The following is a 26,705-nucleotide window of genomic DNA, read 5'->3' on the forward strand; positions in this document are numbered from 1 at the left end:
GCGGACTATGAAAGTAGCTGTTCTAGGGTCTGGATTGATGGGAAAAGAAGCGGCGCGCGATCTTGTCCACAGTTCGGGAGTAGAGAAAGTCGGACTCGCCGACATCGATCTCGACCGTGCACAACGGGTTTCTGATTCGTTGAACTCTTCGAAAATACAAGGATTCAAAGTGGATGCCGGTAACCAGACCGAACTTGCTGAGTTCATCAGAAACTATGATGTCGTCATCAATGCCCTTTTCTACTCCTTCAATGAAATCGTCGCGAAAACAGCGATTGAAGTAGGGGTCCACTCGGTCGACCTGGGGGGCCACATCGGTCACATTACCGATAAAGTGCTGGAGCTTGATGAACAGGCGAAAGAAGCCGGAGTGACGGTGATTCCGGATCTCGGTGTCGCTCCTGGTATGATCAACATCCTATCAGGATACGGCGCAGGGAAGCTCGATAAACTAGAATCGATCCGCCTGTTCGTTGGAGGTATTCCAGTAAGGCCTGACCCACCGCTTGAGTACAACCACGTGTTTTCCATGGAAGGGTTGCTGGATCATTACTCCGATCCTTCAATGATCATCAGAGATGGAAAACTGCGGGAAGTCGAGTCGTTGACGGAAATCGAGAACATCTATTTTGAACGCTTCGGTCCACTCGAAGCTTTCCATACTTCTGGCGGGACGTCGACGCTTTTAAAATCGTATCCGCACATCGACAGCCTCGAATACAAAACGATCCGCTATCCCGGCCATGCAGAGAAAATGAAGCTGCTCGTCGATCTCAACCTGACCGGAGCCGATCAAGTCGTCAATATTCGAGGAATGGAAATCAAGACGAGGGAAGTGCTGCTGAAGAGCATCGATCCCCTTCTTGAGCTGAAGGATAAAGACGATGCCGTCCTGCTCCGGGTCATCGTCGGTGGAGAGAAAGACGGGGTACGGAAAACTTGTGAGTATGAAATGGTCACCTATAAAGACAGGGCGACGAATGTCACCGCGATGGCCCGCGCAACAGCGAACACCATCTCTGTCGTCGCTCAATTGATCGGGGGGAGGGACGATTACGAAACGGGGGGTATGCCCACCGGAAACGATCGTGCCAGGCGATGTGTATATTGATGAAATGATGAGACGCGGGGTTGTGATCAGAGAACAGGCGTAGATTTTATAAAGACCGGACTTTGTCCGGTCTTATTCGTTTTTGTGGTTTCATGTACAGTTTCCTGGTTGATTATTACCTGGTACACATAAACAAGCGCGAAGTACCACGTTTGATGCTCATACTTTCACATGTCCATTGAAATTTTTACATGGAGTTTAGGAATTAAAGAATGAAAACGGTTATCCTAGGGGTAAGCTGGACGGTTTGTTAAAGCTTTGTGAATAAAGCAACAAACGACAGATAATGAGTTTAAAAGAACGTATGATTAGGTATGTATAATGAAAAACGGGGAGTGCGTATAGTGCATATAAATGGGATTGAGAACCTGAAGTTTCATAGTCAGTTGAGTTTGAAGCAAGTAGAGGATCGTGTCATCATAACGGCAGACTTTCCAAAAGAATTGCGGGTAGAACTAGGGATGAGAGAACCATTCTTGTACGTCACGCTTTATGTCAGGGGCGGCGAAAGAATAAAAATCATTGATGAAGACAATGCGACATTACACATTCCATCCAAAAAAGATTTCGACCAGAAAACCTACAATAAGATCATCAGTTTTGCCAAGGAGCATGCGAAGCAATTCCGTTCTGAAAGGATTCAATAGCTAAGTTTTTCATACCATGGTCAAGCACTACTTTTGTAAACAGTTAAACCGTAAAACTAAACAAAGATATTTCAGTTATTTTGAGAAAAACCAAACCAGTAATGCTCCCTTCCAAAAAGAGGAGAACATTACTGGTTATTTCATTTATCTCGAAACTGAGTCTTCCGCACACGAGCAGGTTAGTTGAAGACTCAGTTTCGAGATATAGCTTATTTAATAAATAACTCTTGTCCGGGAATGTTAAATAAAAAAGTAAAAGGAGATCACATATATGTGGATCAATATAGTGATCGGTCTAGTTATTCCCTGGGTAACAATCGGTTATTTATTCAAAAAAAATCCAGTAGTAATCATATTGATGTATCCACTAGGGGTAGCTACTGCATTTATGGGCAGTGATTGGGGTTTCGGACTTTTTTGGGAAGTTACTCCGACTTATGAGCAGAACCGTTCTTTGCCAGCGTTTCCTTTCAAAATCGGTTACTTGCCCCTATTGTCCGTTTTGTTTGGTTACATAAAAGCAAAGGAAATAGTCAAAACACCTCTGCTTATTATTTTATTCACGATCATTACCGCTTTTATGGAACTTGTGGGGGTTTGGACGGGTAAAATTGTCTATTTTCATGGCTGGAACATTTTCTGGACACTTTTCATCTATTTATTTGGGTTTATGGGAGTTGCCTTCTATATCAAAATACTTAAGAAGTATAAAATTTTAGAGTAGAGATCTATTTCCCATTATAAAACGAGCTAGTGCAGGGGTAATGCTCTTTTAATGCAGGGTATCTCGAAAACAAGTCTTAAAGAAAAGGGGCTTCTTTGAAGAATTGAATATATCTAAGAGAGGGAGAGATAACAAACGTGGAAAATGTTATAAAAGCCTTTGAAAATACAGAAATTGAAAGTTGTGTTGATCTGTACACTAAGATATTCAACTCCGAACCCTGGAATGAAGAATGGTCGTACGATATAGCGAAGGAAAAACTCACTGATTTGTACAACACTCCTAAGTTTTTAGGGTTGACGTTATATCAGGGAAGTGAATTAGTAGGTTTCATTGGTGAAAACAGGAAGCGAACTCCCAAAGGTATCGTGTTTTATATTGCTGAATTGTGTATTAACAATGATATACAAGGAAAAGGATTGGGGTCTTTGCTCTTAGAATCTCTAGAAGAACAGCTAAATAAAGATAAGGTTTCTAGCATTTATTTGATTACTTCAAATGGTGGACTTGCAGAACGTTTTTACATAAGAAAGAATTACGAAATTAATGAGAATAGAGTTATCTTAAGAAAGGCTTTTTAAAGGATATTGGTATCATTGTTTTCTTTTATGTTCTAATTATCTCGAAATCAAGTCTTGAAGTAATGGGGGCTTTACTGCATGCAAGTGAAAGCATAGGTGCGAAATGGTGAATCGTTAAGAACTCGGTGTAGTCGATGGAATGATTGTAAGCATCATATATCTTTAATCTAACTTTCCACTTTGATCTCTAAACACTCTATTTTATTCACGTTAGGTATTTTTTATCATCAACAAAATTACTTTTCGAAGAAGGTGTGGGAAACGTGGGGGCAGTAAGATAACACACAAGCAGTGATCTACTCGTTCTCTACTTTAACAAAAAACACAATTAACTGTCTTTCATGGAGAAAAAAGAGAAGTGTCATCATTTTTAATCGATATGTCGAATAACAATCAAAACTTGAAAAGGATTTTTGGGATGGACAACCTTCTTGAAGTAAGTTAGATAAATACCGCGTCTTTTCGCAGTTATTTCTAATAGTGAAGTTTCGTTTAACATGGTTTTAGATAAATTCCCCGAATATATATTGGTCAGTAAAAAATGATAAAAACTAATTAACATTTCGTTATTAAGTTCCTCATAGGAAGAATCGTTCAAATTTAGCCTCCTGACCAAAGGGGACCATGTTAAAATACTTTCCAGATGACACTCAACTAAGTCCTCGACACTATATAACCATAACACTGCATCCATTTTATTAATAGAAGAAAAGAAAATTATTATTTAACGGATACGGATTTTTTTCTTCTGAATGATTAATAGATGGTTCAACCATTTCCATTATTGACCTCATAAGCAAAATCAGATGCTTGGTTTGGTGCGAACAGAGTAAAACACCCCGCAGAGAACTGGTATTGACTCCAACTATAGGAAGCACCTTTAAAAAGACCCTGTAAGGACTCTCGAATTCGTTCATCATTAGGTAAATTATTCCACAAGTTGGCGTTTTGTGCCCAACTATAACATGCAAGCATGATCCCTGGACCACCCTCTCCAATATTGTGACTAGGACTATACGTATATCGGAGTGGTTAATCAGTAATGATATTTCCAATGTTACCAGCTTCCCAAAACTTATATTTGAACTCTAATCCAACTTTTACAGATGAAGCTTCCACCTGTAATTTCATAAAATTTCAGGTCCTTATTGAAAACTTTACGTACAAAATCTAACAAAATGTCTACAATTGATAATTCAGGAAATCCCTCAATTGGGTCATTACAAAGATAAAATAAAAGATCCTTAGTTATGATGTAAGAATTGATTAGTGGGGAAGTTTATACACCGATATGTACAACAAAAAAAGTGAGGTTAACCTCACTTTAAAACAGCTCCGTAGATCAAGTTGTTTTACTAATCTCTTCTAATGCTCTTTTATATAACTCAATTTGGTTATTTACCATTGTTTTTTGACATTCAGAAATAGGTGAATCGCTGTATAATCTCTCAAGTATGGCGATTTCTCTTTGAAAAAGTAGCTTTTCGTCATATGACATCATTAGCTCTCCTGAAATTAGGACATAGGAGGCGCTTTCCCTTAGTGAGAACATAATAAACCGAGTTTTAATTACAAGAGAACTATCTAAAATGACATTCAAAGAGGAATTCACCAAGTCTTAGATGAATCTACTGAATTATGCCGAAGGTGGCTATTCCTTTGAAATACTTAAAACTTCCACATTCAGGCACTCTTTTCCAACATTCCATACTTATCAATCTAAGTTTGACACGATTTAGAGGAATCCATATATGAGAATTCACCCTTACGTATTTTATTATGAAGGGAATATGTTCTTTCTGTCGAATTAGTTCGATAGGAGGGAGGTGATGGAATGCAGCACCCATCATCAAAGCTTGATTATCTTATTGTTTACTTGGAAACCCTTTCAAAAATTAAGAGCGGGGATGAAGAAACGTATCCTGCGTGGGTCAATGAAAAGATGCAACAAACATGTCAACAGATTGAAGCCTTAAGTAAACAACTTTACTGAATTATGGCATCCCATAACGGGGTGCTTTTTCATGCAAACAAAACTATTAAATAAATTGGTTCAAAGGGAAGGTGCTATGAACAGTTGACGCAATGGCTTTAAAAGGGAAGTAAAAGAAGTCTTTAATATAAAGTTTTCTCCTCCTCATATATAGAAGTTAATATATTCGTAAATTTTGGGAAGAGGTGGGCGTAAATGAATATTAGTGATTCCATTAGAGTTGTAATTGGAGCAGGTGAACACTCAAATAATCCAAACTGGATTGAAACTCAAGAATCTGAACTAGATCTATTAAATGTAGAGGATTGGAAGCGTAAGTTTGAAGAGAATTCCTTAGATGCATTATTAGCTGAACATGTGTGGGAGCACTTAACTTACCAAGAAGGAAAAGAAGCTGCTGTAAATTGTCTTACTTATTTAAAATCAAATGGCTACATCCGTTGTGCTGTTCCAGATGGTTACTTTCCAGATGAAGAATATCAAGAAGGGGTTCAGGTTGGTGGCCCTGGACCGAGTGATCATCCTGCTGCTAGTCACAAAATTGTACATAACTACAAAACGCTAAGTGCCATGTTTGAAGAGGCTGGTTTTGAAGTGCGTCTCCTAGAGTATTGTAATGATGATGGCGAGTTCATATATAATGATTGGGATGAGAAACGAGGGTATATATATCGCTCAAAGAGATTTGATCATCGCAATAGAAATGGAAATTTAGGGTTTGTTTCGGTAATTGTGGACGCTGTAAAGCCTTAAACGGTAGAAAAGCATCTCATAAGGAGGTTTTTAGAAAAATATTTTGAAATCAAGTCTTCAAGATAAGGGCCGATTATTCAATAAGAATAGTCGCCTTTTTTTTATAATTTTAGGGAAGGAATGTGGAATGCGTGCTTGCTGAGTACTCTATTCTGCTTTTTTACTTATACAAATAAAAGGGGAAAAAATATCCTTTTGAAGAAGTGCTTATAAAGAAGAAAAAATATTACTCAAAGGAGATTAAGAATAATGGAAAAAATAAATTCTATAACTTTAGAAGGAGTAAAGGAATTTGCAAAGAAGAAGTTAGTTGGATTTCGTGTAGTTTGCGAAGATATGAGGGGTTATGGTAAACAGATCCCTGAGGCTTCCCTGTTATTAGAACGACGTAAATCTGAGATTAAACAACTTGTTGAGCCAGTTAAACTTATTGGAGCTTTTAAAGCTCAAGAGAGATCAGAAGAAGACGATGGATACTGGGTCTGTTTCGAGGTTCATGAATTTGAAAATATTCCTGAGGGTATGGTTCGTTTAGTTGTGCCAGCACAGAAGTATGCTGTTTTGAACTTTAAAGGGCATGCTTCAGAAATTTTCCAAGTATATACTCATTTGCACAAATGGATTAGTGAGAATGGATATGAGAGAGTACCAGGAAAGTGGTCATTAGAAATTTATTCAAAATGGACGGAAAGTGAAGATAAAGTGGATCTTTGTGATCCGGTAATTTAGTCGATAACGAAAATTGTAAAAGTGGAGTAGTGAGGAAGTAAATTGAATTATTATTCAATCCTATTCCAGTATAGGGGCTATTCTTTAAAAGGGTTAAGAGTCTCTCTTAAATAACTATGCACAATTAAAGCACGAAATTGAATATAGTACAGGGAGGAAACAAGCTGTGATAAGTGTTGAAAAAAGACAAGTCGCTGAAAAATGGTTCAAAGAATATTTTACTAAAGGTAATTTAGAAATCTTGAATGAACTTACAACTGAAGACTTTGTTTTCCACTCCCACCAAGGTGAACATACAAAAGAAAAGATGAAGGAATTTATGGAATGGTATCAATCGGTTTTTCAAGAGGATGAATGGCAAATTAACGACCTAATAGAGCAGGAACAAAAGGTGGCGGTTCGTTATACTGGCTGGATGACTTATAAAGGTGGATGGTTTGATATACCATCGGAAGATCAACGGGTTAAGGAAACAGGTATTATGATTTTTTATTTTAAAGGTGACAAGGTTGATGAACTATGGTGCGAAAACAGTGATGCAGCTATCTTATTTGATTTAGGTGCTTTGCAAAAAAATACTCATAAAGTTTTCTAGGGACCATTCGAAATAGACATGAAAAGAGGAAATGACTTTGTATCTCAAATTCAAGTCTTCCGGTAACGGGGTCATTAGCTTAATAGGATAACAATCGAATGTAGGGGTGACATATGAACCTTGATGATATAGGGGAACCATTTGCAGTCGGTAATACAGCAAATATTTATCTTTTTGAGAACAAGATCATAAAAGTATTCAATGATAACCTACCTGAGACGGAATCGATAAGTGAAGCATATAAACAAGAGTATGCTTATTCTTGTGGAATCCACGTTCCAAAAGTGTTGGACGTTATTAAAGTAGATGGTAAACAGGCCCTCTTGATGGAGTATATCCCTGGAAAAACAATAGGAGAAATCATATCACGTAATCCAGAACAAGAGGAACATTATATGAGTCTTACTATAGACATACAACAAAGAATTCATCAATGTGAAGGCCACTCTATTGAGCTTATGTCTGCAAAATTAAATCGACAAATAAAATTCGCTCCAAATTTAAAAAATAACCTCAAATCAATGTTATTAGATAAGTTAGATTCCATGCCCATTGAGAGAAGGCTTTGTCATGGAGACTATCACATATATAATGTGATCATATCTGACAATAGAGCTGCAACTATAGATTGGGTGGATGCAAGTGTTGGAAATATCCGGGCTGATGTATGTAGGACTTATCTTTTATATTCTCAGTTCTCACAGGAGATGGCGGACACGTATTTGCATCTATATTGTAAGAAGAGCGGCCTATCAAAATTTGAAATCTTAGAATGGACCCCTATTATTGCTGCTGCCAGGCTTTCTGAATGTGTATCAACGGAAAGTTCTGATCGACTTCTCAGAATCGTCAATCATTATATTGAAGAAAATTAAGGGTGTTTAAGAAGGTTATTTTGAATTCAAGTGTTCCACAAACGGTGGCGATTGCTCAATACTATATTAAGTTATGTTCATATTGCTTCACAATGGCGCATTCCCTAATGCGTCTTTTTTTATCGAAGAACTTTTGTAAAAAAAGATCTCCCCCATATATCATAGAACTTATTACGATAAAGTCCTTTTACTTAACCTTTTTTCGAAAAACATGGGACCTTTCTTTAAGAGAGCTCGTCTTAAGGTAAAGAAATAAAGAAAGTAGTGATATAGATTGGAAAAAGAAAAGTTAGAGAAGGATGAAGATATTCTCAATGAATCGATCGAAGAGGTAATGAATTATATCATTGATGAGTATGGTGAAGAGATAAAGCGTCTTATTTTTACATATGTGAAGGATTATGCTAGCACAGATGACATGTTTCAGGAATTTTTGATAAAGGTTTATAAAAAAATCAGTAGTTTTAAAAGGGAAGCAAAATTAAGATCTTGGCTTTATCGAATTGCTATTAACACTTGTAAAGATTATTTGCGTTCCCCCATAAATCGCTTACTTGCCTTGAATGACACTCTATTTTCTGAAAAGGAGAAGTCTGCAGAGGAAATGGTAATTCTAAAGGAAAATAACGTTCGTCTTGCGGAGGTTGTTCTTTCACTCCCCATTAAATATCGAGAAATTTTAGTATTACGATTTTATCAATCATTTAGTATTCAACAAATTAGTGAAGCTCTAAATATGAAAGAGTCAACAGTTAAGACAAGAATCTCTAGAGGAAAGTCTAAACTCCGACAGAAACTGGGGGGAGATATAAATGAATAATCGCTTCAAGAAAGAGTTAGATCAATACATAGGTGAATTTCCTCTATTGAAGGAAGAGGACAGGACGAACTTTTTCGAAAGTATTCATGATGGGAAACAGTATAAAAAGAAAGGAAGGTTAAAAAAATGGATAACTTCCATTTTGGTGTCCTTAGTGATCCTTTTTTCTGCTGGAGTTGCCGCGGCTTATACTCCTTTTATCAACAATTTAGTATCATTAGTCAGTCCTGAAACAGCTTTGCTATTGAAACCTATTGAAGAAACGACTGTGTATAACGACATCAAGATGGAGACAGTTGCTGCTATTAGCGATGATGAAATGGCAGTCATCTATGTAACACTACAAGATTTGTCTGGAGATCGTATTGACTCGACCCTTGACCTTTATAACTTCTCAATGAGTGGTGCTCAAATGTTCAACAGCCAGGTTGTTGCTTTTGATGAAAAGACGAAAACAGCCACACTTAGAATTCAGGCGAATGGTGGAGAGGAACTCAACGGAGAAAAGGTTAATTTTCAAATTCAGTCATTCTTAAGTCACAAAGAAACACATGCATTTGAAGAACGATACATTTCCTCTCTCTTAAAAGAAGAAGCACAGGATACAGTATCACTCGATATGAACAATATACCTGGCGGGGGAGGCGAGTTGTATCGCTCGTTAAAGAGCCAAAAAACGATACAGGTTCTCCAACCCAAACCCTCAAATACCATGATTTTTAACAATGATTTTATGGAAGTAATGAATGTTGGAGTCATTGAAGATCGTTTACATGTTCAAGTTCGTTGGAACGAGGGATATGTTGATAGTCACGGTCAGTTAACACTTACAGATCAGACGGGGAGTAGTATGAAGTCCTCCAGTGTCCATTTTGGGTTTGATGGGAGCAAACCTACTTATGGCAGAGAATACACGGAGTACATTTTTAAGATAGGTAGTGATGACCATTTGAATTATGAACTAAGCGGTAATTTTGTGACATCAGGGTTATATGAAGAAGGAGATTGGAGTACAACATTCAAATTACAATCAGAAGAATCATCATTGTTAGAAACGAAATTTGAAATGAGCCTGGGAGGGTGGACATCTAATCAATTAACGATTCATCCATTAGGAGTAACACTTCAGGGAGAAGGAGCCTTCAGTGAAGGAAACAAACCAAAGGTAGATATCAAGCTTAAAAATGATGAGATTGTGGCGCTTCATTCAAGTAAAGCCATTAACAAAAACGGACAGGTTATCATGAAGTTTGAGTCAGATCTACCTTTGAACCTTATAGAAATTGAGTCAGTAATTATTAATGGTACTGAAAAAATAATCAAGTAGTACGAACGAAGAAAGATAAAGAGCCAAGTTTTAGCTTGGCTCTTTTTTATCTGAAATTCTGCGATAATGGCTAACTTCAAACTAGGTTGGCATAGTTAACTGGATAAAACACTGAAGAACTAGGACCTTTCCTTTTGAAAAGATCTTGAATCTTTTTTTGAATCATGAGAGATGTTTTATTCTATTTAAAAAGGAAGGAGTTCTTTTTGTATTTCACTTTGACAAGCCCTAACCCTTCACTTATAATGATAATCGTTATCAATGAAAACGGTTATCAATAATTTTATAGAGTGGAAGGGTTGGGAATATGAAGCGCTGTCTATCAAGTTTCATCCTCGTATTATTACTATTTATACTTACACCTAACGTGACTGGTGCAACAACCAGTCAGCCAGTTCAAGGTTTGCTTGTTCCGGTAGAAGAAGCGATGACTTATGCAAAGGCAGGTCAAACGACCGAAGCAGAACAAGAATTATCTGAATTTCATGAGAAGTGGGAAGAGGTTGAAGAGCAAATAGAAGAGTCTTCTCCAGAAGATTATGAAAAAATTGAGTCTGCAATGGTCAAAGCGGAAGCTCTGGCGCAAAGTGAGAATGCTGAAAAGTTAAGCGAGGCATTAGAAGCTTTGGAAGGAACGCTAAGGTCTTATGGAACAGAGGAAAGTGAGTCTTTCCGAAATGCCCCAGGAGCTAAAGCGCTTCTAGGATACGCACATGAGCTGGAAGAAGCGAAAGAGTCCGTCGAGTCAGGCGAATGGAAACTGGCGAAGCAAGAGTATGAGGAATTCCATGAAGGCTGGGAAGGCGTAGAGGATTCCGTTCGTGAAACGGACGCGGAAGCGTATGAAGCGATCGAAACGAATATGAGCTTGGCACAGGCTTCCCTGGATGCTGGGTCTGATCCTGAGAAAGCGGAAAAGAACCTGGAGAAACTGATCGAATCGATTGATGGCTATGCCAAAGTGGACGAGGAACCAGCTTCTACCACAAAAGCCCCAGGAGCTAAAGCGCTTCTAGGATACGCACATGAGCTAGAAGAAGCGAAAGAGTCCGTCGAGTCAGGCGAATGGAAACTGGCGAAGCAAGAGTATGAGGAATTCCATGAAGGCTGGGAAGGCGTAGAGGATTCCGTTCGTGAAACGGACGCGGAAGCGTATGAAGCGATCGAAACAAATATGAGCTTGGCACAGGCTTCCCTGGATGCTGGGTCTGATACTGAGAAAGCGGAAAAGAACCTAGAGAAACTGATCGAATCGATTGATGGCTATGCCAAAGTGGACGAGGAACCAGCTTCTACCACAAAAGCCCCAGGAGCTAAAGCGCTTCTAGGATACGCACATGAGCTAGAAGAAGCGAAAGAGTCCGTCGAGTCAGGCGAATGGAATGTGGCGAAGCAAGAGTATGAGGAATTCCATGAAGGCTGGGAAGGCGTAGAGGATTCCGTTCGTGAAACGGACGCGGAAGCGTATGAGGCGATCGAAACAAATATGGGATTGGCACAGGCTTCCCTGAATGCTGGATCCGATGCTGAAAAAGCAGAAAAAAATCTGGAGAAATTGATTGAGTCCATTCGGGCGTATGCAGAAGGTGAAGAGTCGGAAGCTGCTGGAGTTCCAGAACAAAAAGGAATCTCTACTTTAGTTTCTATCCTAGGTGAAGTTCAGACAGCGATAGATTCTGGTGAAGCGGGATCAGCTGCTTTAGAGATGGAAGAATTCATATCTGTATGGCCGAGTATCGAAGGTGAAGTGAATACAAGATCTGTAGCGGTATATGAATCGATAGAAAACCAGATGACAGAAGCGCTTGGTCTACTATCCTCCACCCCTCCGAAAACAGAACAAGCACAGGAAGTTGTGGCCGATATGAAAAATCAACTGACTTCTGTTGCTGAAGAGTCGAGCTATACGATGTGGGATGCAGCAATCATTCTGCTGCGGGAAGGTTTGGAAATCATTCTCGTTCTGTCTGCACTGCTGGCCTTCTTGAAATCAAGTGGAAATGAGAACAAAAGAAAGTGGATTTGGGGCGGCGCTGGAGCAGGTGTCGTAGCTAGTATCGGTCTGGCATTTATACTCACTTCAATTGTTTCCGCAACGGTATCTGCAGAGAACCGGGAGTTCATGGAAGGTATTACGGGACTGATAGCCGTTGTCCTCATGTTCACGGTAGGAGCTTGGCTGCATAAGAAATCCAATATTGAAAGTTGGAATTCGTTCATCCGTGAATCTGTAGGGTCGGCGATTGCCAAAGGAAGTTTATGGTCTTTGGCTGGTGTAGCATTCATAACTGTCGTTCGTGAAGGGGCGGAGACGATCATTTTCTATATGGGGATCATTTCTGATATTTCCATGGTCAGCTTCTTCACAGGCCTTGGAGTCGCGATCCTTATCCTTGTGGTCTTAGGGGTAGCCATTATGTACTTTAGTGTGAAAGTACCCGTGCGCGCGCTGTTTCTTGGCATTACCGTGCTCATCTACTACTTGGCGTTCAAATTTACAGGTGAAAGTTTGCATGCCTTACAAGTCGTAGACAAACTTCCAGCGCACACTATTTCTGGTTTCCCAGAGGCTAACTTCTTAGGAATGTATCCGACTTGGGAAACAACGATTGCTCAAGCTGTTCTGCTTGCTATGATTGTCTTGCAGACGGTTCGTACAAAGAAAAATAATGAGTCTGCTTCGGAGCGAACGACTGCAAAAAAAGTGGCTCAATAATCACAAAGACTATACGATCAGAGGGTGCCCGCAGAATATGCTAGGGCACCTTTTCTGTTTGAATTTGAATCTATGAGAGTCATTCATATTTTATACATATTCGAGTCATAAACAAACGTGGGCGTTTGTGTAATAAGCAAAAACCTCCAAAAATGACTTCTGTAAAATTGGAAGTCCTTTTTATGGAAAGTATTAACACTAAACTTTAGCAGAGCCAAAAAAAAACGACTTTCTCGTTAAGAGACGGTCGGTTTTAAAGGTTTCTTATGCTTGAGTATTCTTCTTAGTAAATCGATTTCCAATGGTTACAGCAAGCGCTGCGAGGACAAGAAGTAATCCATTGCCCACGATGACAAGACCTATCATTATTCCATACACCATACCCCAACCACCACTTGACTGCATCATAATGATACCCGTTAAAAGGCCAAGTATAACACCCGCAATTGCCAGTAGAAGACCGGAAACCCATAAACGAAAACGTCCAGTTCTATACCACTTAATGGCGTAAAAGTTTGCTAGGACTAATAAAAAAAAAGAGAATGATATTAAGCGCTCCATCCAGATCGTTCATGAAATCCCTCCTAAATAAAATCCTATGTTTAATATAATGTATATAGGAAAATTTTCCAAATAAACTTTTACTGCACGAAATGACATTAGTAGTACTGTTTTTAATACCTGGGATTTCTGTTGGGGTGGATACCGGGTTATATCGTGTATGTCCTCTTTCATTCGATTCTTACATAATCGGGGGGCTTATCTGCAGTAAAGATAAGTCTCTTTTTAGTGAAAAAGGTTTGAGTTCCTGGATTTGATTTGAAATAATTGGAATTATGTATAGGGTTACTGAATCAATAAACACGCGACCATTAATTAAGGAGGCACTATGAAGAAAAGATTATTAGCTATATCAGTAATTGTTAACCTGTTTTTTACTTGATCAACGTACTTGCTGGTTTCGGAATCAGGTTGTCCAGTGTAATGAATGTTGTCTTGGGATTGATATTTGTAGTAAGCATTTTGGGGTCAATATTTTTCCTGATACGAGCTAAACAACATTCAGGCTATCACCCTTATCTTTCACTTACGGTGCTTACATTAAGTATCGCTTCCTTTGGATGGTTTGCTTTTATTAATTATTTATCATTAATCATGGGAGTGTAAGGTCTCTTATAAGGTTGGGATCTTGAAGTCTAGTATTCAACTATCAGGGGCTTATCTTCAATAAAACGAAACTAATTATTGTACCCCAAGCGAATAATATATTTCTTATAGGGAGGAAATTTATGACTTTTTACGTTTTACAAGTGTTGAGAGTCCTAGGGTTTATCATTGTAGGTAGTGGTCTGATTTTTCATATGCAAAGGACTTATGACATCGTGATCAATGGAATGTTATTAGGATTAATATTAATTGCGGCCACCACAATTTCTATTGAAAAGTTTTATGCCATTTATACTAATAGCAAAGAGTGACTATTGGATGTTTATTTAATTGGATGCTTTTTTCATGGATGAAACGAGCATGGTTAGAGGGGGATTCAGTTGTTTGATCTTTTCGAGGAGTTGAAATGAGGTAATCGGAAGCAAAGAAATGCATATAGAACCATTAAAGAACTGTGTATATTTGAAGAATTGAGTATGTACAATCCTGTGCTTTGTGGGACTATTCCATTGGTATTGACGTAGATCATTCAGATCTGGACATTGTTATGGATGTAAAAGACTTTAAGACCTTTGAAAAAAAGCTAGTCGATCTTTATGGAAGCAAGCTAGGATTTACCTTGAAAAGAACATGTATAAGAAGTCGAGAAGTTATTAAGGCGAACTTCATGTCTAATAGCTTTGAATTAGAGTTGTTTGGTCAAGACCAACCTATTTATTGTCAGAACGCGTATTTACATATGATTATTGAATATAAACTTTTGAAAGATCATCCGTCCCTTAAAGATAAAGTGATTGAACTTAAAAGACAGGGGTATAAGACTGAACCCGCATTCTGTGAGCTATTGGGTATTGCTGGGGATCCATATGAGGGTTTGGTTCAACATGGAATTAAAGAAGGATTGATTAATCTGGATGGCTGAAGTTTTTTTATACTGGAGAGTTTTCCATTCACTTCAAATGGTATTAGTACAATAGAAAAGCGTATGAAATCAAGATTTAACAATCTGGTTTCATACGCTTTTTCACTTTTAGTTAGAAATGTGAAACAGGACTTTTAACCAAGCTTCTTTTTCATATTATTGAACAGCAGCCTGTACGTCGATTACTCCGTTTCCATAATAGAAGGAATCACCAAGAGGAACAGCTGTGTCAATCAATGTCTGACGGATCTGATCATTCGTCATAGTTGGATCATCTGCTAATAGTAAAGCAGCTGCCCCTGCGACATGCGGGCTTGCCATGGAAGTACCATTATAGCGATCATAATCATTACCTGGGACAGAACTTAAAATATCAACACCAGGAGCCATCACTTCAAGTTCTTCTCCAACACTGGAAAATGAGGCTCTATTATTGGCACCGTCTACAGCACCGACAGCCATGGCTGCTGCATATTTTGCAGGATAACCGATGGTGTTTTTCTTCCCTCTAGACCCTTCATTACCAGCGGCAACTACGACCAATAAGCCTTGATCATCAGCATTGTTTACTGCTTGTTCTAGAGTGGCCGAACCACGGCTTCCTCCAAGACTCATGTTAATGATGTCCATGTCATTGCTAATGGCCCACTCAATTCCTTGAGCAATTCCACTGTAAGAACCGCTGCCTTCACTGCTTAATACTTTAACGGCATAGAGCTCAGTAGATGGTGCTACACCAAGCACACCTAGTGTATTATCCACACCTGCAACCGTTCCAGCTACGTGGGTACCATGACCATTTCCATCCACTAAGGCGTTAGGTTCACCGCTGACAAAACTCTCTCCGCCAGTTACGTTCAAGTCTTCATGTGCTCCATCAATACCAGAGTCCAGGATGGCTACCTTTACACCATTTCCAGTCGTTCCTTGAGCTTGGACATCATCTGCATTAATGTGTGAGATTCCATAGGGCGTCGTTTGGCTCGTTGCCTGTGCGGTATGATCTTTCTCAACATAGGCGACATTAGGGTTGTTGGATAAGGCTTTTACTGCTTGTTCCGGCAGCTTGGCATGTACGACATTCATATATTTATATTCATGAAGTACTTTCCCACCCACGCCTTTGACGGCATTTTGGTTCACTTTTGATTTAAAACCAATTAAGTATTCTTCGACCTGTGCCTTTTGCTCATCCGCTTTTTCAACGGCAGCTTGGGCTATGTTATTGAATGAAAAGACTAAAGCAAACACTAACATAATCCCGGCTACTTTCCACATGTGTTTACGCATCGTATTCCTCCTTTGTTTTCTACCCAGAATTAATTTTAAATTCTGAATAGTGTTAATATTACGATAACACATGTGGTGTGACTGGTGTTTGGGAAATACGTATGCAAAAACAGGCGCTTAAAGGGGTTCTGGAGGTGCAGCTTGGGCAAGTTGAATCAAGGAATTGTTTATGAAGCGTCATTAATAGATGATAAGACATGCGAGTTTGGCGTTTTATGGGAAAAAGTATGTAGATTTAACTAGCGAATCTAATAAACGAAAAGAAATTTCAAAAAACACTGACATTATCTTTTGGAATACATTACCATTAGAAGTACAACAGTATAAGGAGTGAATGGTAGTGAAGAAGCCTAAAGTTATCTTAAATGTCTTTTCTTCTATAGATGGAAAAATTACAACGGCTCCGAAAAGGGACGTAGCGGAATGGACAGCAGCGGGTATTGATGGAGAAGCCCACGAAGTAACACATCAACTATACGATGAGTTAGATTGTGATGGTTTAGTTTCAGGTAGCGAGAGTCTAATCGTATGGGGCGCGAATGGTGTAGAGTTGGAGAAGCCCATTTACGAACCAAAAAAATCTAAAGCTTATATTGTATTCGATGGACGGGGGCGCATTGATTGGTCTCAAACAGAGGGATTATTAGTAGTTACCAGGGAAGATGTTTCGAAAAATTACACACAACAATTAGAAGAAAAGGGTATTCCCTATATTTTGGCAGGTACCGGTGCACACATAGACTTACCTCTAGCTCTACATAAATTACACGAATTAGGATATAGAAGATTGGGGCTTAGCGGTGGTGGAGTAATAAATGGAGCATTCTTAAGGCAAGGTCTGATTGATGAAATAAGTTTAGTGATTGCCCCTTTAGCGATTGGTGGAACGACTACACCTTCGATTTTTGACTCAGAAGATTTAAAAGAATTAAAGGATGCGGCTAGGATAGAATTAAAAAATATGAAAACTGTCGGTAATGGATCCGTTTGGCTTCACTATAAAGTAGTGAGTTAAAAATTTATATTAGAGCATAAAAGTAAATAATGATCTAGGAGATATCTAGAACTCAAAGGAAATAGCTGCACAGTGGTTATCGTTTAGCCATTTGGTAGAAGATTGCACGGAACGTTTTTCTATAAAGGGGTGAAGTTATGGGTTTTTGGTATTTTTTAATATTATTTATAGGAATATTTTTAGTTGTTAAAGGGCTGCGTGGGAATAAAAAAATCACCTTGGTAATTATAGGGCTGATAAGTATTTCGTTTTCAATATTTATGTTTACTCCAGGAAGTGATGAATTCATTGAGGAATTATTTCATTTGAATTAGAGTGTGGGAATTGATCGATGACTTATTACCTGACTGTTTCAGGTGAATTTGTTATAGGTCATACCTATCCCATGAATCCTTTAGCTATAGGAAGAAAGTATAATTAAATACAAAGACAAAATCAGTCCATTTTAATTAAGAGGGGATCCAGATTATCTCAATATGAGTCTTACACAAACGGGCGATTCTTCATTTAGAGGAATCGTCCTTTCTTTATACTGGGATAGTTTGGGAAATTAATCCTTTGGTAATAGAGTTCTATAGGACAGTTTATGGAGAATTCTTATGAAGGATATAGTGGAATGTAAGGCAGTGGGAGATGAAGTTATGTATGAAGACGATAATTTTTTTAATCATATTTATTCTAGCGATTACATTCGATAATCAAATCGCTACAATTATTCAAAAAACACTTAATATAAACTCATTTTCAGCAGGAGTTATTTACGTACTGACAGTTTCAGTGACTTTACTCATAGCTTTACTAATCCACAATAAACGAACGACAAAATAACCGTAGCAAAAAACATGGGTTTCCATACCACTTGGATTGGAATGGGGGTTTAATCTAGCAACGTGATAATTATTACCTACTCCTATATATAGAAAACAAATCCTACAAAAGTGATTTTTAAAAAAAGATATGACACCACACGTATCTCTTGAAAAAAAGGTGGATTTTATGGAAATTAGAGTTGAGGAACTAAGATTAGAAGATGCAGAAGCAGTATTGAATTTTGAAAAAGAAAATAGAACCTACTTTGAAAAAATGGTACCAAGTCGAGGTGATAACTATTATAACTTTGACCATTTCATGATGCGCCACAAAGAATTATTAGATGAACAGAGAAAAAAGTTATCTTACTTTTATTTGATAAGAAGAACGAATGGCGAAATCTTAGGAAGGATTAACTTAGTAGACATAGACATATCTCAACATTCAGGGCACATCGGATATCGAGTGGGTGAAAAACATACAGGGCAAGGGGTTGCAGATAGGGCTTTACATATTCTGATGAATCATTTGAGTAGGGGTGGTTTCACTAAAATCTTCGCTAAAACAACAAATAATAATATGGCGTCACAAAAAGTCCTGGAGAAAAATGGATTTAAGAAGGGAGAAGAAAGTGACAATGAATTTGTTATGAATGGCGAAAAATTGAAATTTGTAAATTACATATGGGCTATATAACGCCTCATTAAACCGACTCAGTACTGCGTCTCCAACAGGCGGGGGCGATTATTTAATGAAAGCTTGTGGAGAACTCTTAAGTTTCTCGGCAAGCTTTATTTTTAGGTTAAATGAATAACTGGAAGATCGGACAAGGGAGGTCGGATAGAATAAAACTTTAACTGATTAACGTAGTACAAAAGCACTCCCTTTAAACAGTAGAATCTGTTCATACAGTTTCTGTTACTAATGGTATAAACTAGTAATTATATCTTTTTGACTAGGGGGTAAATAATGAAAAAAACAGTCATGACTGGTTTGGCAGCCATTACGATGCTTGCTACGCCTCTAATGGCCTTAGCGGAAGCGCCTGAATGGCACAATGTCAACGTGAATGAAACACTGCAGGAGGAAGATGGCAGTCCTTTTAACAGTGAAAACTATGATTTCACGAAGTACTCGAAGGTGGACGAAAAACTACAGGAAATTGCAAAAGGTAGTAACCGGATTACAGTGGAAAATTCAGCGGAATCTTCCGGCGGACACGACCTTTATACAGTAACCATTTCCGATCCAACGGCCAAAGGAAAATATGGGTACCAAAAATCGTTGCGACAGAAGATGTTCAAGAACCCTGATAAAGCACAGGCTTTCCTTGAAAAACATCCTGATTTTAAAGTGCCAGTGATGATTAATGCGTCTATTCATGGCACCGAGTTTGTGGGGTCAGATGCTGCGCTGCAGTTGATTGAGCGTTTTGCGACAGCGGATGATCAGCAAACGAAGGAGCTGCTTGAAAATCATATTCTTATTTTTAATGTGGTCGCGAATCCTGACGGCCGGATCGATGCGACACGTTTTAACAGCAACGGCATTGACTTGAACCGCGATTTCATTACACAGTCTCAAGCGGAAACCAAGCATACTGTGGAGTTGATCAAAGAGTGGAACCCTATGGTCTTCCTTGATCTGCATGGATATGTGAAAAGCTATGGCGGGGATGATCATCCAGGTTTAATCGAGCCTTGTACCCCACCGCACAATCCGAACTACGAATATGATTTATTCTCGAAGTGGGCGCTCGATCAGGCGGAAGCCATGGAAGGAAGCATTGTAGAAAACCGGGCAGATTACGACAATACTTCAAGCGTCGATTATCAGTCGATGACAGGTACATATATTCCGCAGCGGGATGATGAGGCAGGCTGGGATGATTATCCACCGATTTTCACACCGATGTATGCCATGTATCACGGGGCTTATGGGTACACACTTGAAGCACCGACGAATGATTGGGATGGGGTCCAATGGCATTATGATGCGGTTATGGGAGCCCTCGAATTTTCCAATGATAACAAAGAACAAATGATCAAAGACCAAATTGAAGTATTCAAACGGGGCATCCAATTTGATCACCCTTACCATACGGAAGGATTCTTCCCGGAAGCGTACATTTTACCCGTCGATGAAACAGACCCGACGGCAACTGAAAAAGCAGTTGAGCATCTGATGTTCAATGATATTGATGTCTCCGAGTCGAAGAAATCATTCGAATATGAGGGCGTCTCGTACCCGGCAGGAACGTATATCGTAGACATGAGCCAGGCGAAAGCTGGACTTGCGAACACGATGCTGTGGGATGGGGAGGATATTACCGACATCACACCATCGATGTATGATATTTCTGCCTGGAATTTACCAGAATTGTGGGGCTTTGAAGCGGTAGAGGTTGAAGCGGACAGCTCCTTTGATGTTAAGACGAACGAAGTGAAGAAAGTAAAAGCGGATGGGGAGTTAACCGGAAACGGTCCCTATGTGATTCCTAACTCTTCTGTAAAAGCTGTTCATCTTGTGAATACTTTGGTGGAGAATGGGTTTAAAGTGACCATGGATGGTGAGCGTTTCTATGTGGATGCCGACAAGTCGCCTGAACTGAGAAAACTTGTGGAGGCCTCCGGCATTACCGTCAAATCGACCGAGACTGTTGATGGTGAACCATTAACTTCTCAAAAAGTAACGATTTTAAAAGACGGAGGTATGAACAAAGCTCAATCCCACGCAGGCACCCTTTTAGCTTTGGAGCGATTAGGTTTTGATGTTCAGGAAATCACACCAAGAGAACTGGCAGAACAAGGATTAGGAGATACAGATGTCTTTTTCTACAGTGGCACATCTAACTTGATTTCCTATAACAATTGGGCTCCGAACGCTGAATTCGGGCTCGAAACGGAGGCCCAGTATCAGGCTTTTAAAGAAAATGTCGACTCCTTCGTTGAAGAGGGCGGAAAATATATTGCAGTTGGAGCTGGCGCCTCCGATGCCGCGAAGCAACTGGGGCTGACGGATGTGACTGTTCATAAAGGCGGCTACAATAGTAATGGAATCGTCCGAGTGAATTACGATTCTAGTTCCCTGACTTCTGGTTATGGAGCAACCGATTATGGTTTCGTCTACCGCCCTGTTTGGTATACGGATGTGGAAGAAACAGATGTCTATGCTACTTTTAAAGATAGCAGTAACTTCTTTATGGCGGGACACTGGGAAGACCGCACGGATGCCCAAGGGCAGGCGGTCATCATTAAGGAAAAGGAACAGGATGTAACGCTTATTGGACTTGAAGCAGGCTTCCGTGATCACACAGATTACTTATTCCGCCTGTTCTCGAACGCCATTTATAACAAATAGCAATACGGTAGGTCCACCACCTTCAGTCAACCAGATTATGGATGACTGAGGGTGTTCTTTTTTTGGTTTCTGAAATCGAAGAAAGGTGTGGTCCTCTTGATTAAGGGTTTTATATTATTTTGTAGATTGGAATAAACTATCTCCATAAAGGAGCTGGTAGCGTGGATGTTAACGGGAAAATAATTCGGGGAGAGTTTGATCGAATCAATGACGAATTTGTACTGAATCAAGTGAAGCACTTTACGACTCAATCCACCCTTAATAAAGACCAATTGGAGATCATTTATGACTATTTGAATAATCATAAAGATGAAGAAGATGGTCAAATCCTTACGTTGAATGAACAGATGATTGTTCGGTTGAGTCAGGAAGAGTCGAGTCAGTTTATAGAAGACTTAAACCAGATTCGTGGATTGTACCAATAAACAAGTTCCTATCATATTTAGATTTTATCTAGAACTATAATCTTCAACAAAAGGCGGCGATTGTAAAACATAGACAATCGCTTTTTTTATTTTAGAAGGGTATTTGTGTAATAGAGCACCTAGAGTGTAAATATTTTATTCATGTCCCGGAGTTTTTAATTGTGGATAAAAATGGAAGAGGTTATCATTTTTTGAAGAAGAAGCTGGGAATGTTCCTTTGAGACATACGTGTGGTCCTTCTTCATTAAGTTAGACATAGGGAATGTCTGAAGGTAATCAACTGTTTTCTTGCCATTGAAAGTTTAAGATGAAATTCATTCAAGAGGAACAAGTTTGGGATTTTCGTTGGAAATATAAACGACTCCGCCTTTCCTTAAGGGCGGTTTTTTATTTTGTAGGCTTTATTTTCAAGAACGATCACATCCTGGTCATAAGAATCATGAGCCGTCTTTTTTGTATGATTGACCAACTCCCCTATCAGAGGATGACATTTTTGCGCCCCTTTTATTAACAGAGGAACGCCGAGTGAATCTATACCCAATCCACGCGATAACCCTCCACCGATTGACATAACGAAAGGGACAGTAGGTGAAGTGTTGGAGAATACGATTTTTTCCTGGATGTCCAAGAGTGCGAATAGTACAAAACAAAGTTCTTTTAATGCGGGGACAACGATTTTTGAGTTTTTCCTACCCAGGGTATACACGTGATCTCCATCATGATCTTGTCCATGGTAGATCAATTTTCCGGCATCTTTTTTAGTGAGTTCATTAAAGAAAGGGATTTCTAATACTTGTTCATCGCTCAATTTTTGTCCTTGCTTAATATAACCCAAGTGATAAGCGGCAGCTATGGAAGTGGTATGAGTTCCAGCATAGTCATTGTAAATATATATCATAAATCCCTCTCCTTTCATTCATACTAAATTTAGGTGGCATATTATAAGGATGTGCCAGGAGGAGGAATTATATTTGGAAGAATTTCCGATCATCCACACAAATGTTTGGGATGCCGTTATTGCTGTCCCTTCCGTCATTATACTTACTGAGTTAATCAAAATATTTCTTAAGCCTTCAAAAGGATGGGTGCCAAGCATTGCGAACGTTCTGGGATTAGGTATTTCTATATTTATTGCACACAAAAGTAATTTATCGGCCGGGATATTCATGGGTCTTTTTTATGGGAATGCAGCAGTCGGAGGCTATGCTTCTATCAAGACATCTTTGCAGGTGTTAAGGGAAAAGAGAAAAAATAATGATTAAAAATACACGGACTCTTTTAATCTGAATACGATAGATGTAAACACAAAGGGATGTGGATTTGTGCCGCTATCTTTAGTTTTCAACCAAATTGTAGTAAATGCACTAAATGAAAACGGAACGATTGCAACGGGTCAAGTTAACCAACCTGATTGGACATGGCAAGGAAAGAATAATAACGCTGCAGGTATTACAGTAGGATTCTTTGTAGCTGCAAATACGATCAATAATTTAATTGACAATGATGTAGCAGACGCGAATACATCGAATCCTGAAGTAAGCAATCCTCAGCCAAACGTCCAATATTAAAGGGTATTCAAATATGTAAATGGAAACATTTGAGTGTTGCCTGATCTAGGAAATGATAACGTATTCCAATGAATTTTGATGACTCAAAATAGGAACCTGGACTTATAGAGCACGATGAACGGACGACAACGTTATGTCCATTCATCGTGCTTTTGTTCTATTTATCGTAATGATGTTTGGTCCATACTCCTCCAGGGAAAATGGGGCATATTCGGAGGTGCAGCTTATGAAAAAACATCGAAAATGGTGGATCGGATTGCTCGTATTGGTTGCCATCAGCCTTGGAGTGTTTGGATTCCAATCATCCATGTCTCATCAACAGGAAGAACAAATCGTCGCTCTCGGTGATTCATTGACTTACGGAGTGGGAGATGAAAGTGGCCATGGGTATGTCGAGAATTTACAACAATGGTTCGATAAAAATCACGACGATCCCGTCACCGTTGATAATTATGCCATACCAGGTCAGCAGAGTGATGGAATGCTCGGCCAAATGAATGAAGCAGCCGTATTGAAATCGATTGAACATGCGGATTATATTCTATTTTTTATCGGAATGAACGATATCATCAAAAGTAATGGAGGGGATCTTTCTCCATTACATGAAGATAAAATCGCCATTGGGAAAAAGGATTATGAGAAGAATGTCAAAACGATACTGGATCAGATCCGTGAGAAGAATCCGGAGGCACCGATATTATTTCTCGGTTTATACAACCCATATCCGGACAAACCTGATATCGGTCAAATCATCAAAGGCTGGAACACAACGAGTCAGTCGATCATAGAGCCTTATGAGAATGTCACGTTTATCCCAACGAACGATTTGTATGAAGAAAAGTCCTCGCGCTATTTCAGTGATGAAGTCCATTTGAATGAACAAGGGTACGAGAAGCTGACGGTGCGAATCATCAAAGCCTATGATTTCAAATAGGGCAATAAAAAAAGGGCTTCCTTGTGAGGAAGTCCTTTTTGATGGATTTTAACTGGAGAATATTCCTCCCAATTGGAAGCCGGTCCAGGCTAAAGCAATCCCAAGCGTGTAGCTGAGGACGGTATACAGGACGAAAATCTTCCAGTTCTTCTTGAAGCGAAGCTGGACCGATTCCAACTTGAAGGTAGAAAAGGTCGTAAAAGCACCGAGAATACCTGTGCCTAAGAAGAGCACCGAGAAATTGGAGAGATCAAGACCTGTGAGAAGCCCGAGTGTAAAAGAGCCGAGCAGGTTGACAAAAAGGGTGGCAACAGGGAGAGTGGAGACTGTACGTTTACTGATCCATTGGCTGATTCCATAGCGTAGGATCGCTCCTATGAACCCGCCCGCACCAACAAGCAAGAGTTTAGAGAGCATCAGGAAGCCCTCCTTTTTCCAAGGGTGAAACCGAGCATAGATAAGGCTAACCCACCGAAAATGCTTATGGCTATGTAAAGGAGGCTGAGGACCACATCTCCACGTTCATAGAGCGAAACGGCGTCCATACTCAGGGTGGAGAATGTCGTGTACGACCCGACCAGCCCTGTACCGAGAGCTGCTTTCCATTTTGAAGAAAGGGAAAACTTCTCGACGATTCCCATCGTAAACCAGGCCAGAAGAAAGCTCCCGGTCAAATTTACTGTCAGCGTCGAATACGGAAACCACTGGTCAGGCGCCTTCAGCCATTCGCCGATCAGAAACCGAAGGGATGCGCCGATCATCCCACCTATTCCGACATAAAAATAAATCATTCCACAAACCTCCTACAAATCTAATCGTTATTATATAGACTTTCGGAGTAATTTAAAAGGAATGCTTTTTTTACACGGCAAGAAGCCTTATAATTTACATAATAGTACCAAACGAAAGAGGGTTACGCATGATACGGAGAATTTTGAAGAACATAGATTTTACCATCCTATTCGCTGTATTGGCTTTGTCTGCTTTCGGTACGGTGATGGTGTACAGTGCCAGTATGGTCAGTGGTGTCATGGTTTACGAAGTAACCCCTGATTACTTTTTCAACAGGCAGTTGATGTCATGGGGAATTGGTTTGATTGCCCTATTCCTTGGGATCATCTTTCCTTACAAAAACTATCGAAGACTGTTCAAGCTGATTCTGCTTGGAACCGTCATCCTTCTTGCCGCAGTCTTTGTATTCGGACATACGTCCAACAATGCCCAATCATGGCTTCCGATTCCTGGACTTGGAAAATTCCAGCCGGCTGAATTGGCCAAGATGTCCTTGATCATTTACATGGCGACCATTTTCACGAAAAAGAGTGGGTATATTGAAGATTTCACGAGAGCGCTGTTGCCGCCGATCATTTTGATGATGCTGGTCGTAGCGATGATTTTGAAACAGCCGGATTTAGGGACAGCCCTGATTGCCCTCGCGGTATCCGGACTGATCATCATGTCGAGCGGATTAAAGAAGGTCCACCTCTTTTCCATGATCGGGATTGCTCTTGCAGGGGCGATCTTCATGTACAATTTCGGTCTCAGTGAAGAGCAACTCTCCCGTTTCGACGGTGCCTATCAACCGTTCGAATACGCCGATGATGCCGGGTACCAGCTGATCAACTCTTACCTTGCGATCCATAATGGAGGGTTGTTCGGCACAGGACTTGGTGCTGGCGTACAGAAACTCGGATACTTACCTGAAGCCCATACCGACTTTATCATGGCCGTCATTGCCGAAGAGTTAGGCGTAGTCGGTGTCGGTGTGGTGTTGTTGTTACTTGGTTTGATCGTGCTGCGTGGTTTCTATGTCAGTATGGAAAGCCATGACACGTTCGGCCGCCTGCTTGCCATCGGGGTCTCCGGTTTAATCGGGATCCAGGCGATTGTCAACCTTGGTGGTTTGACCGGCTTGTTACCGCTGACGGGGGTACCGCTTCCGTTTGTCAGTTATGGAGGAACATCGCTGCTCATGATGATGTTTTCTGCAGGAATTCTGATCAACATCCATGCCATATCAAAAATTAAAAAAGATCAGGAGCAGAAAGCAGCCGCCTAAGCGAAGAACGTCACCGATAAAGGTGGCGTTTTTTGTTGTGGCGCTTATCTTGTGGTCAGAGAATATGTGTGCCTCGGCAAAGAGTGGCCGAGTCGCGCCAAAGGATGGGTGAAACGCGCTAAAGAGTGCTCGAGTCGCGCTAAAGGACGGTTGAACCGCGCCAAAGGGAAGATGGAATACTCCAAAGAGCAGCAGTGGATAGCCCTAAAGAAGACCGTCACTTTAGGTCGAGAAAATTGCATAAAACAATAAGATAAATACTCCATGTGAATAGCATACAAATG

The 26,705-nt window shown here is 39.8% G+C and carries 24 protein-coding genes and 2 pseudogenes; 21 read left to right on the forward strand and 5 right to left on the reverse strand.

The annotated features are described in order from the left end of the window. Positions 1-7: 7 nt before the first annotated feature. From LC065_RS12930 to LC065_RS12945, 4 genes and pseudogenes are all read left to right on the forward strand, one after another. Positions 8-1,154 (forward strand): annotated as a pseudogene (locus LC065_RS12930) (saccharopine dehydrogenase C-terminal domain-containing protein). 301 nt (positions 1,155-1,455) lie between these two features. Further along, positions 1,456-1,758, forward strand: a complete 303-nt coding sequence (locus tag LC065_RS12935; RefSeq protein WP_226590407.1) for a hypothetical protein — start codon at positions 1,456-1,458, stop codon at positions 1,756-1,758. Positions 1,759-2,029: 271 nt separating this feature from the next. After that, the gene (locus tag LC065_RS12940) at positions 2,030-2,482 is read left to right on the forward strand and encodes a hypothetical protein (protein WP_226590405.1); all 453 of its coding nucleotides are present in this window, start codon (positions 2,030-2,032) and stop codon (positions 2,480-2,482) included. Between the two features lie 137 nt (positions 2,483-2,619). Further along, the gene (locus LC065_RS12945) at positions 2,620-3,063 is read left to right on the forward strand and encodes a GNAT family N-acetyltransferase (RefSeq protein WP_226590402.1); all 444 of its coding nucleotides are present in this window, start codon (positions 2,620-2,622) and stop codon (positions 3,061-3,063) included. 1,342 nt (positions 3,064-4,405) lie between these two features. Here the strand turns inward: LC065_RS12945 and LC065_RS12950 are convergent. Next, a complete protein-coding gene (locus LC065_RS12950) occupies positions 4,406-4,561 on the reverse strand; it encodes a hypothetical protein (RefSeq protein ID WP_226590399.1) in 156 nt (51 codons plus the stop codon). Between the two features lie 336 nt (positions 4,562-4,897). Between LC065_RS12950 and LC065_RS12955 the strand changes: the two genes are divergently transcribed. The 9 genes and pseudogenes from LC065_RS12955 to LC065_RS12995 all read left to right on the forward strand — a co-directional run bounded on the left by LC065_RS12955 (position 4,898) and on the right by LC065_RS12995 (position 14,960). Next, positions 4,898-5,056, forward strand: coding sequence for a hypothetical protein (locus tag LC065_RS12955; RefSeq protein ID WP_226590397.1), 159 nt, complete (start codon positions 4,898-4,900; stop codon positions 5,054-5,056). A gap of 195 nt (positions 5,057-5,251) precedes the next feature. Next, a complete protein-coding gene (locus tag LC065_RS12960; protein WP_226590395.1) occupies positions 5,252-5,809 on the forward strand; it encodes a class I SAM-dependent methyltransferase in 558 nt (185 codons plus the stop codon). A 249-nt stretch (positions 5,810-6,058) separates the two neighbouring features. After that, a complete protein-coding gene (locus LC065_RS12965) occupies positions 6,059-6,538 on the forward strand; it encodes a GyrI-like domain-containing protein (RefSeq protein ID WP_226590393.1) in 480 nt (159 codons plus the stop codon). 166 nt (positions 6,539-6,704) lie between these two features. Next, a complete protein-coding gene (locus LC065_RS12970; RefSeq protein ID WP_226590391.1) occupies positions 6,705-7,133 on the forward strand; it encodes an ester cyclase in 429 nt (142 codons plus the stop codon). 113 nt (positions 7,134-7,246) lie between these two features. Beyond that, the gene (locus tag LC065_RS12975; RefSeq protein WP_226590389.1) at positions 7,247-8,008 is read left to right on the forward strand and encodes a phosphotransferase family protein; all 762 of its coding nucleotides are present in this window, start codon (positions 7,247-7,249) and stop codon (positions 8,006-8,008) included. Positions 8,009-8,282: 274 nt separating this feature from the next. Then, positions 8,283-8,828 (forward strand): sigma-70 family RNA polymerase sigma factor, encoded by a 546-nt coding sequence (locus LC065_RS12980; protein WP_226590387.1) that lies wholly within the window; start codon positions 8,283-8,285, stop codon positions 8,826-8,828. Positions 8,829-8,874: 46 nt separating this feature from the next. Continuing rightward, positions 8,875-10,155 (forward strand): hypothetical protein, encoded by a 1,281-nt coding sequence (locus tag LC065_RS12985; RefSeq protein ID WP_226590385.1) that lies wholly within the window; start codon positions 8,875-8,877, stop codon positions 10,153-10,155. Between the two features lie 307 nt (positions 10,156-10,462). Next, the gene (locus LC065_RS12990; protein ID WP_226590383.1) at positions 10,463-12,871 is read left to right on the forward strand and encodes an FTR1 family protein; all 2,409 of its coding nucleotides are present in this window, start codon (positions 10,463-10,465) and stop codon (positions 12,869-12,871) included. A 1,610-nt stretch (positions 12,872-14,481) separates the two neighbouring features. Further along, positions 14,482-14,960, forward strand: a pseudogene (locus LC065_RS12995) (DUF4269 domain-containing protein). Positions 14,961-15,116: 156 nt separating this feature from the next. Here LC065_RS12995 and LC065_RS13000 read toward each other — a convergent pair. Further along, a complete protein-coding gene (locus tag LC065_RS13000) occupies positions 15,117-16,250 on the reverse strand; it encodes a S8 family peptidase (protein WP_226590376.1) in 1,134 nt (377 codons plus the stop codon). Between the two features lie 340 nt (positions 16,251-16,590). Here LC065_RS13000 and LC065_RS13005 point away from each other — a divergent pair, with 340 nt between their 5' ends. From LC065_RS13005 to LC065_RS13020, 4 genes are all read left to right on the forward strand, one after another. Continuing rightward, positions 16,591-17,265 carry a RibD family protein gene (locus LC065_RS13005; protein ID WP_226590373.1) on the forward strand — a complete coding sequence of 225 codons (675 nt, stop codon included), beginning with the start codon at positions 16,591-16,593 and terminating at the stop codon, positions 17,263-17,265. Between the two features lie 996 nt (positions 17,266-18,261). Then, the gene (locus LC065_RS13010; protein WP_226590370.1) at positions 18,262-18,771 is read left to right on the forward strand and encodes a GNAT family N-acetyltransferase; all 510 of its coding nucleotides are present in this window, start codon (positions 18,262-18,264) and stop codon (positions 18,769-18,771) included. Between the two features lie 273 nt (positions 18,772-19,044). Beyond that, positions 19,045-21,435 carry a M14 family zinc carboxypeptidase gene (locus tag LC065_RS13015; protein WP_226590368.1) on the forward strand — a complete coding sequence of 797 codons (2,391 nt, stop codon included), beginning with the start codon at positions 19,045-19,047 and terminating at the stop codon, positions 21,433-21,435. A gap of 161 nt (positions 21,436-21,596) precedes the next feature. Then, on the forward strand, positions 21,597-21,860 hold the full coding sequence (locus LC065_RS13020) for a hypothetical protein (RefSeq protein ID WP_226590365.1): 264 nt from the start codon (positions 21,597-21,599) through the stop codon (positions 21,858-21,860). 373 nt (positions 21,861-22,233) lie between these two features. Here the strand turns inward: LC065_RS13020 and LC065_RS13025 are convergent, their stop codons facing one another. Next, complete coding sequence (locus LC065_RS13025; RefSeq protein ID WP_226590363.1) at positions 22,234-22,758, reverse strand: DUF3189 family protein; 525 nt, start codon at positions 22,756-22,758, stop codon at positions 22,234-22,236. Between the two features lie 73 nt (positions 22,759-22,831). Here LC065_RS13025 and LC065_RS13030 point away from each other — a divergent pair, with 73 nt between their 5' ends. From LC065_RS13030 to LC065_RS13040, 3 genes are all read left to right on the forward strand, one after another. Beyond that, on the forward strand, positions 22,832-23,122 hold the full coding sequence (locus LC065_RS13030) for a hypothetical protein (protein ID WP_226590360.1): 291 nt from the start codon (positions 22,832-22,834) through the stop codon (positions 23,120-23,122). Between the two features lie 60 nt (positions 23,123-23,182). Continuing rightward, positions 23,183-23,428, forward strand: coding sequence for a hypothetical protein (locus LC065_RS13035; protein WP_226590358.1), 246 nt, complete (start codon positions 23,183-23,185; stop codon positions 23,426-23,428). Between the two features lie 226 nt (positions 23,429-23,654). Further along, the gene (locus LC065_RS13040) at positions 23,655-24,362 is read left to right on the forward strand and encodes a GDSL-type esterase/lipase family protein (RefSeq protein ID WP_226590355.1); all 708 of its coding nucleotides are present in this window, start codon (positions 23,655-23,657) and stop codon (positions 24,360-24,362) included. A gap of 48 nt (positions 24,363-24,410) precedes the next feature. On the opposite strand, the gene crcB (LC065_RS13045) is transcribed toward LC065_RS13040, so the two are convergent. Continuing rightward, entirely contained in the window at positions 24,411-24,779 is a 369-nt protein-coding gene (gene crcB / locus LC065_RS13045) for a fluoride efflux transporter CrcB (protein ID WP_226590352.1), read from the reverse strand. After that, positions 24,779-25,153: a fluoride efflux transporter CrcB gene (crcB, locus tag LC065_RS13050; RefSeq protein WP_226590350.1), complete on the reverse strand. Its 375-nt coding sequence runs from the start codon at positions 25,151-25,153 to the stop codon at positions 24,779-24,781. The genes crcB (LC065_RS13045) and crcB (LC065_RS13050) overlap by 1 nt, the downstream gene beginning before the upstream one ends. Positions 25,154-25,281: 128 nt before the next feature. On the opposite strand from crcB (LC065_RS13050), the gene LC065_RS13055 reads away from it, so the two are divergent. Further along, on the forward strand, positions 25,282-26,421 hold the full coding sequence (locus LC065_RS13055; RefSeq protein ID WP_226590348.1) for an FtsW/RodA/SpoVE family cell cycle protein: 1,140 nt from the start codon (positions 25,282-25,284) through the stop codon (positions 26,419-26,421). Positions 26,422-26,705: the final 284 nt, after the last annotated feature.

It is taken from the genome of Halobacillus litoralis (assembly GCF_020524085.2).
In the GTDB taxonomy this organism is placed as follows: Bacteria; Bacillota; Bacilli; order Bacillales; family Halobacillaceae; genus Halobacillus; species Halobacillus litoralis_E.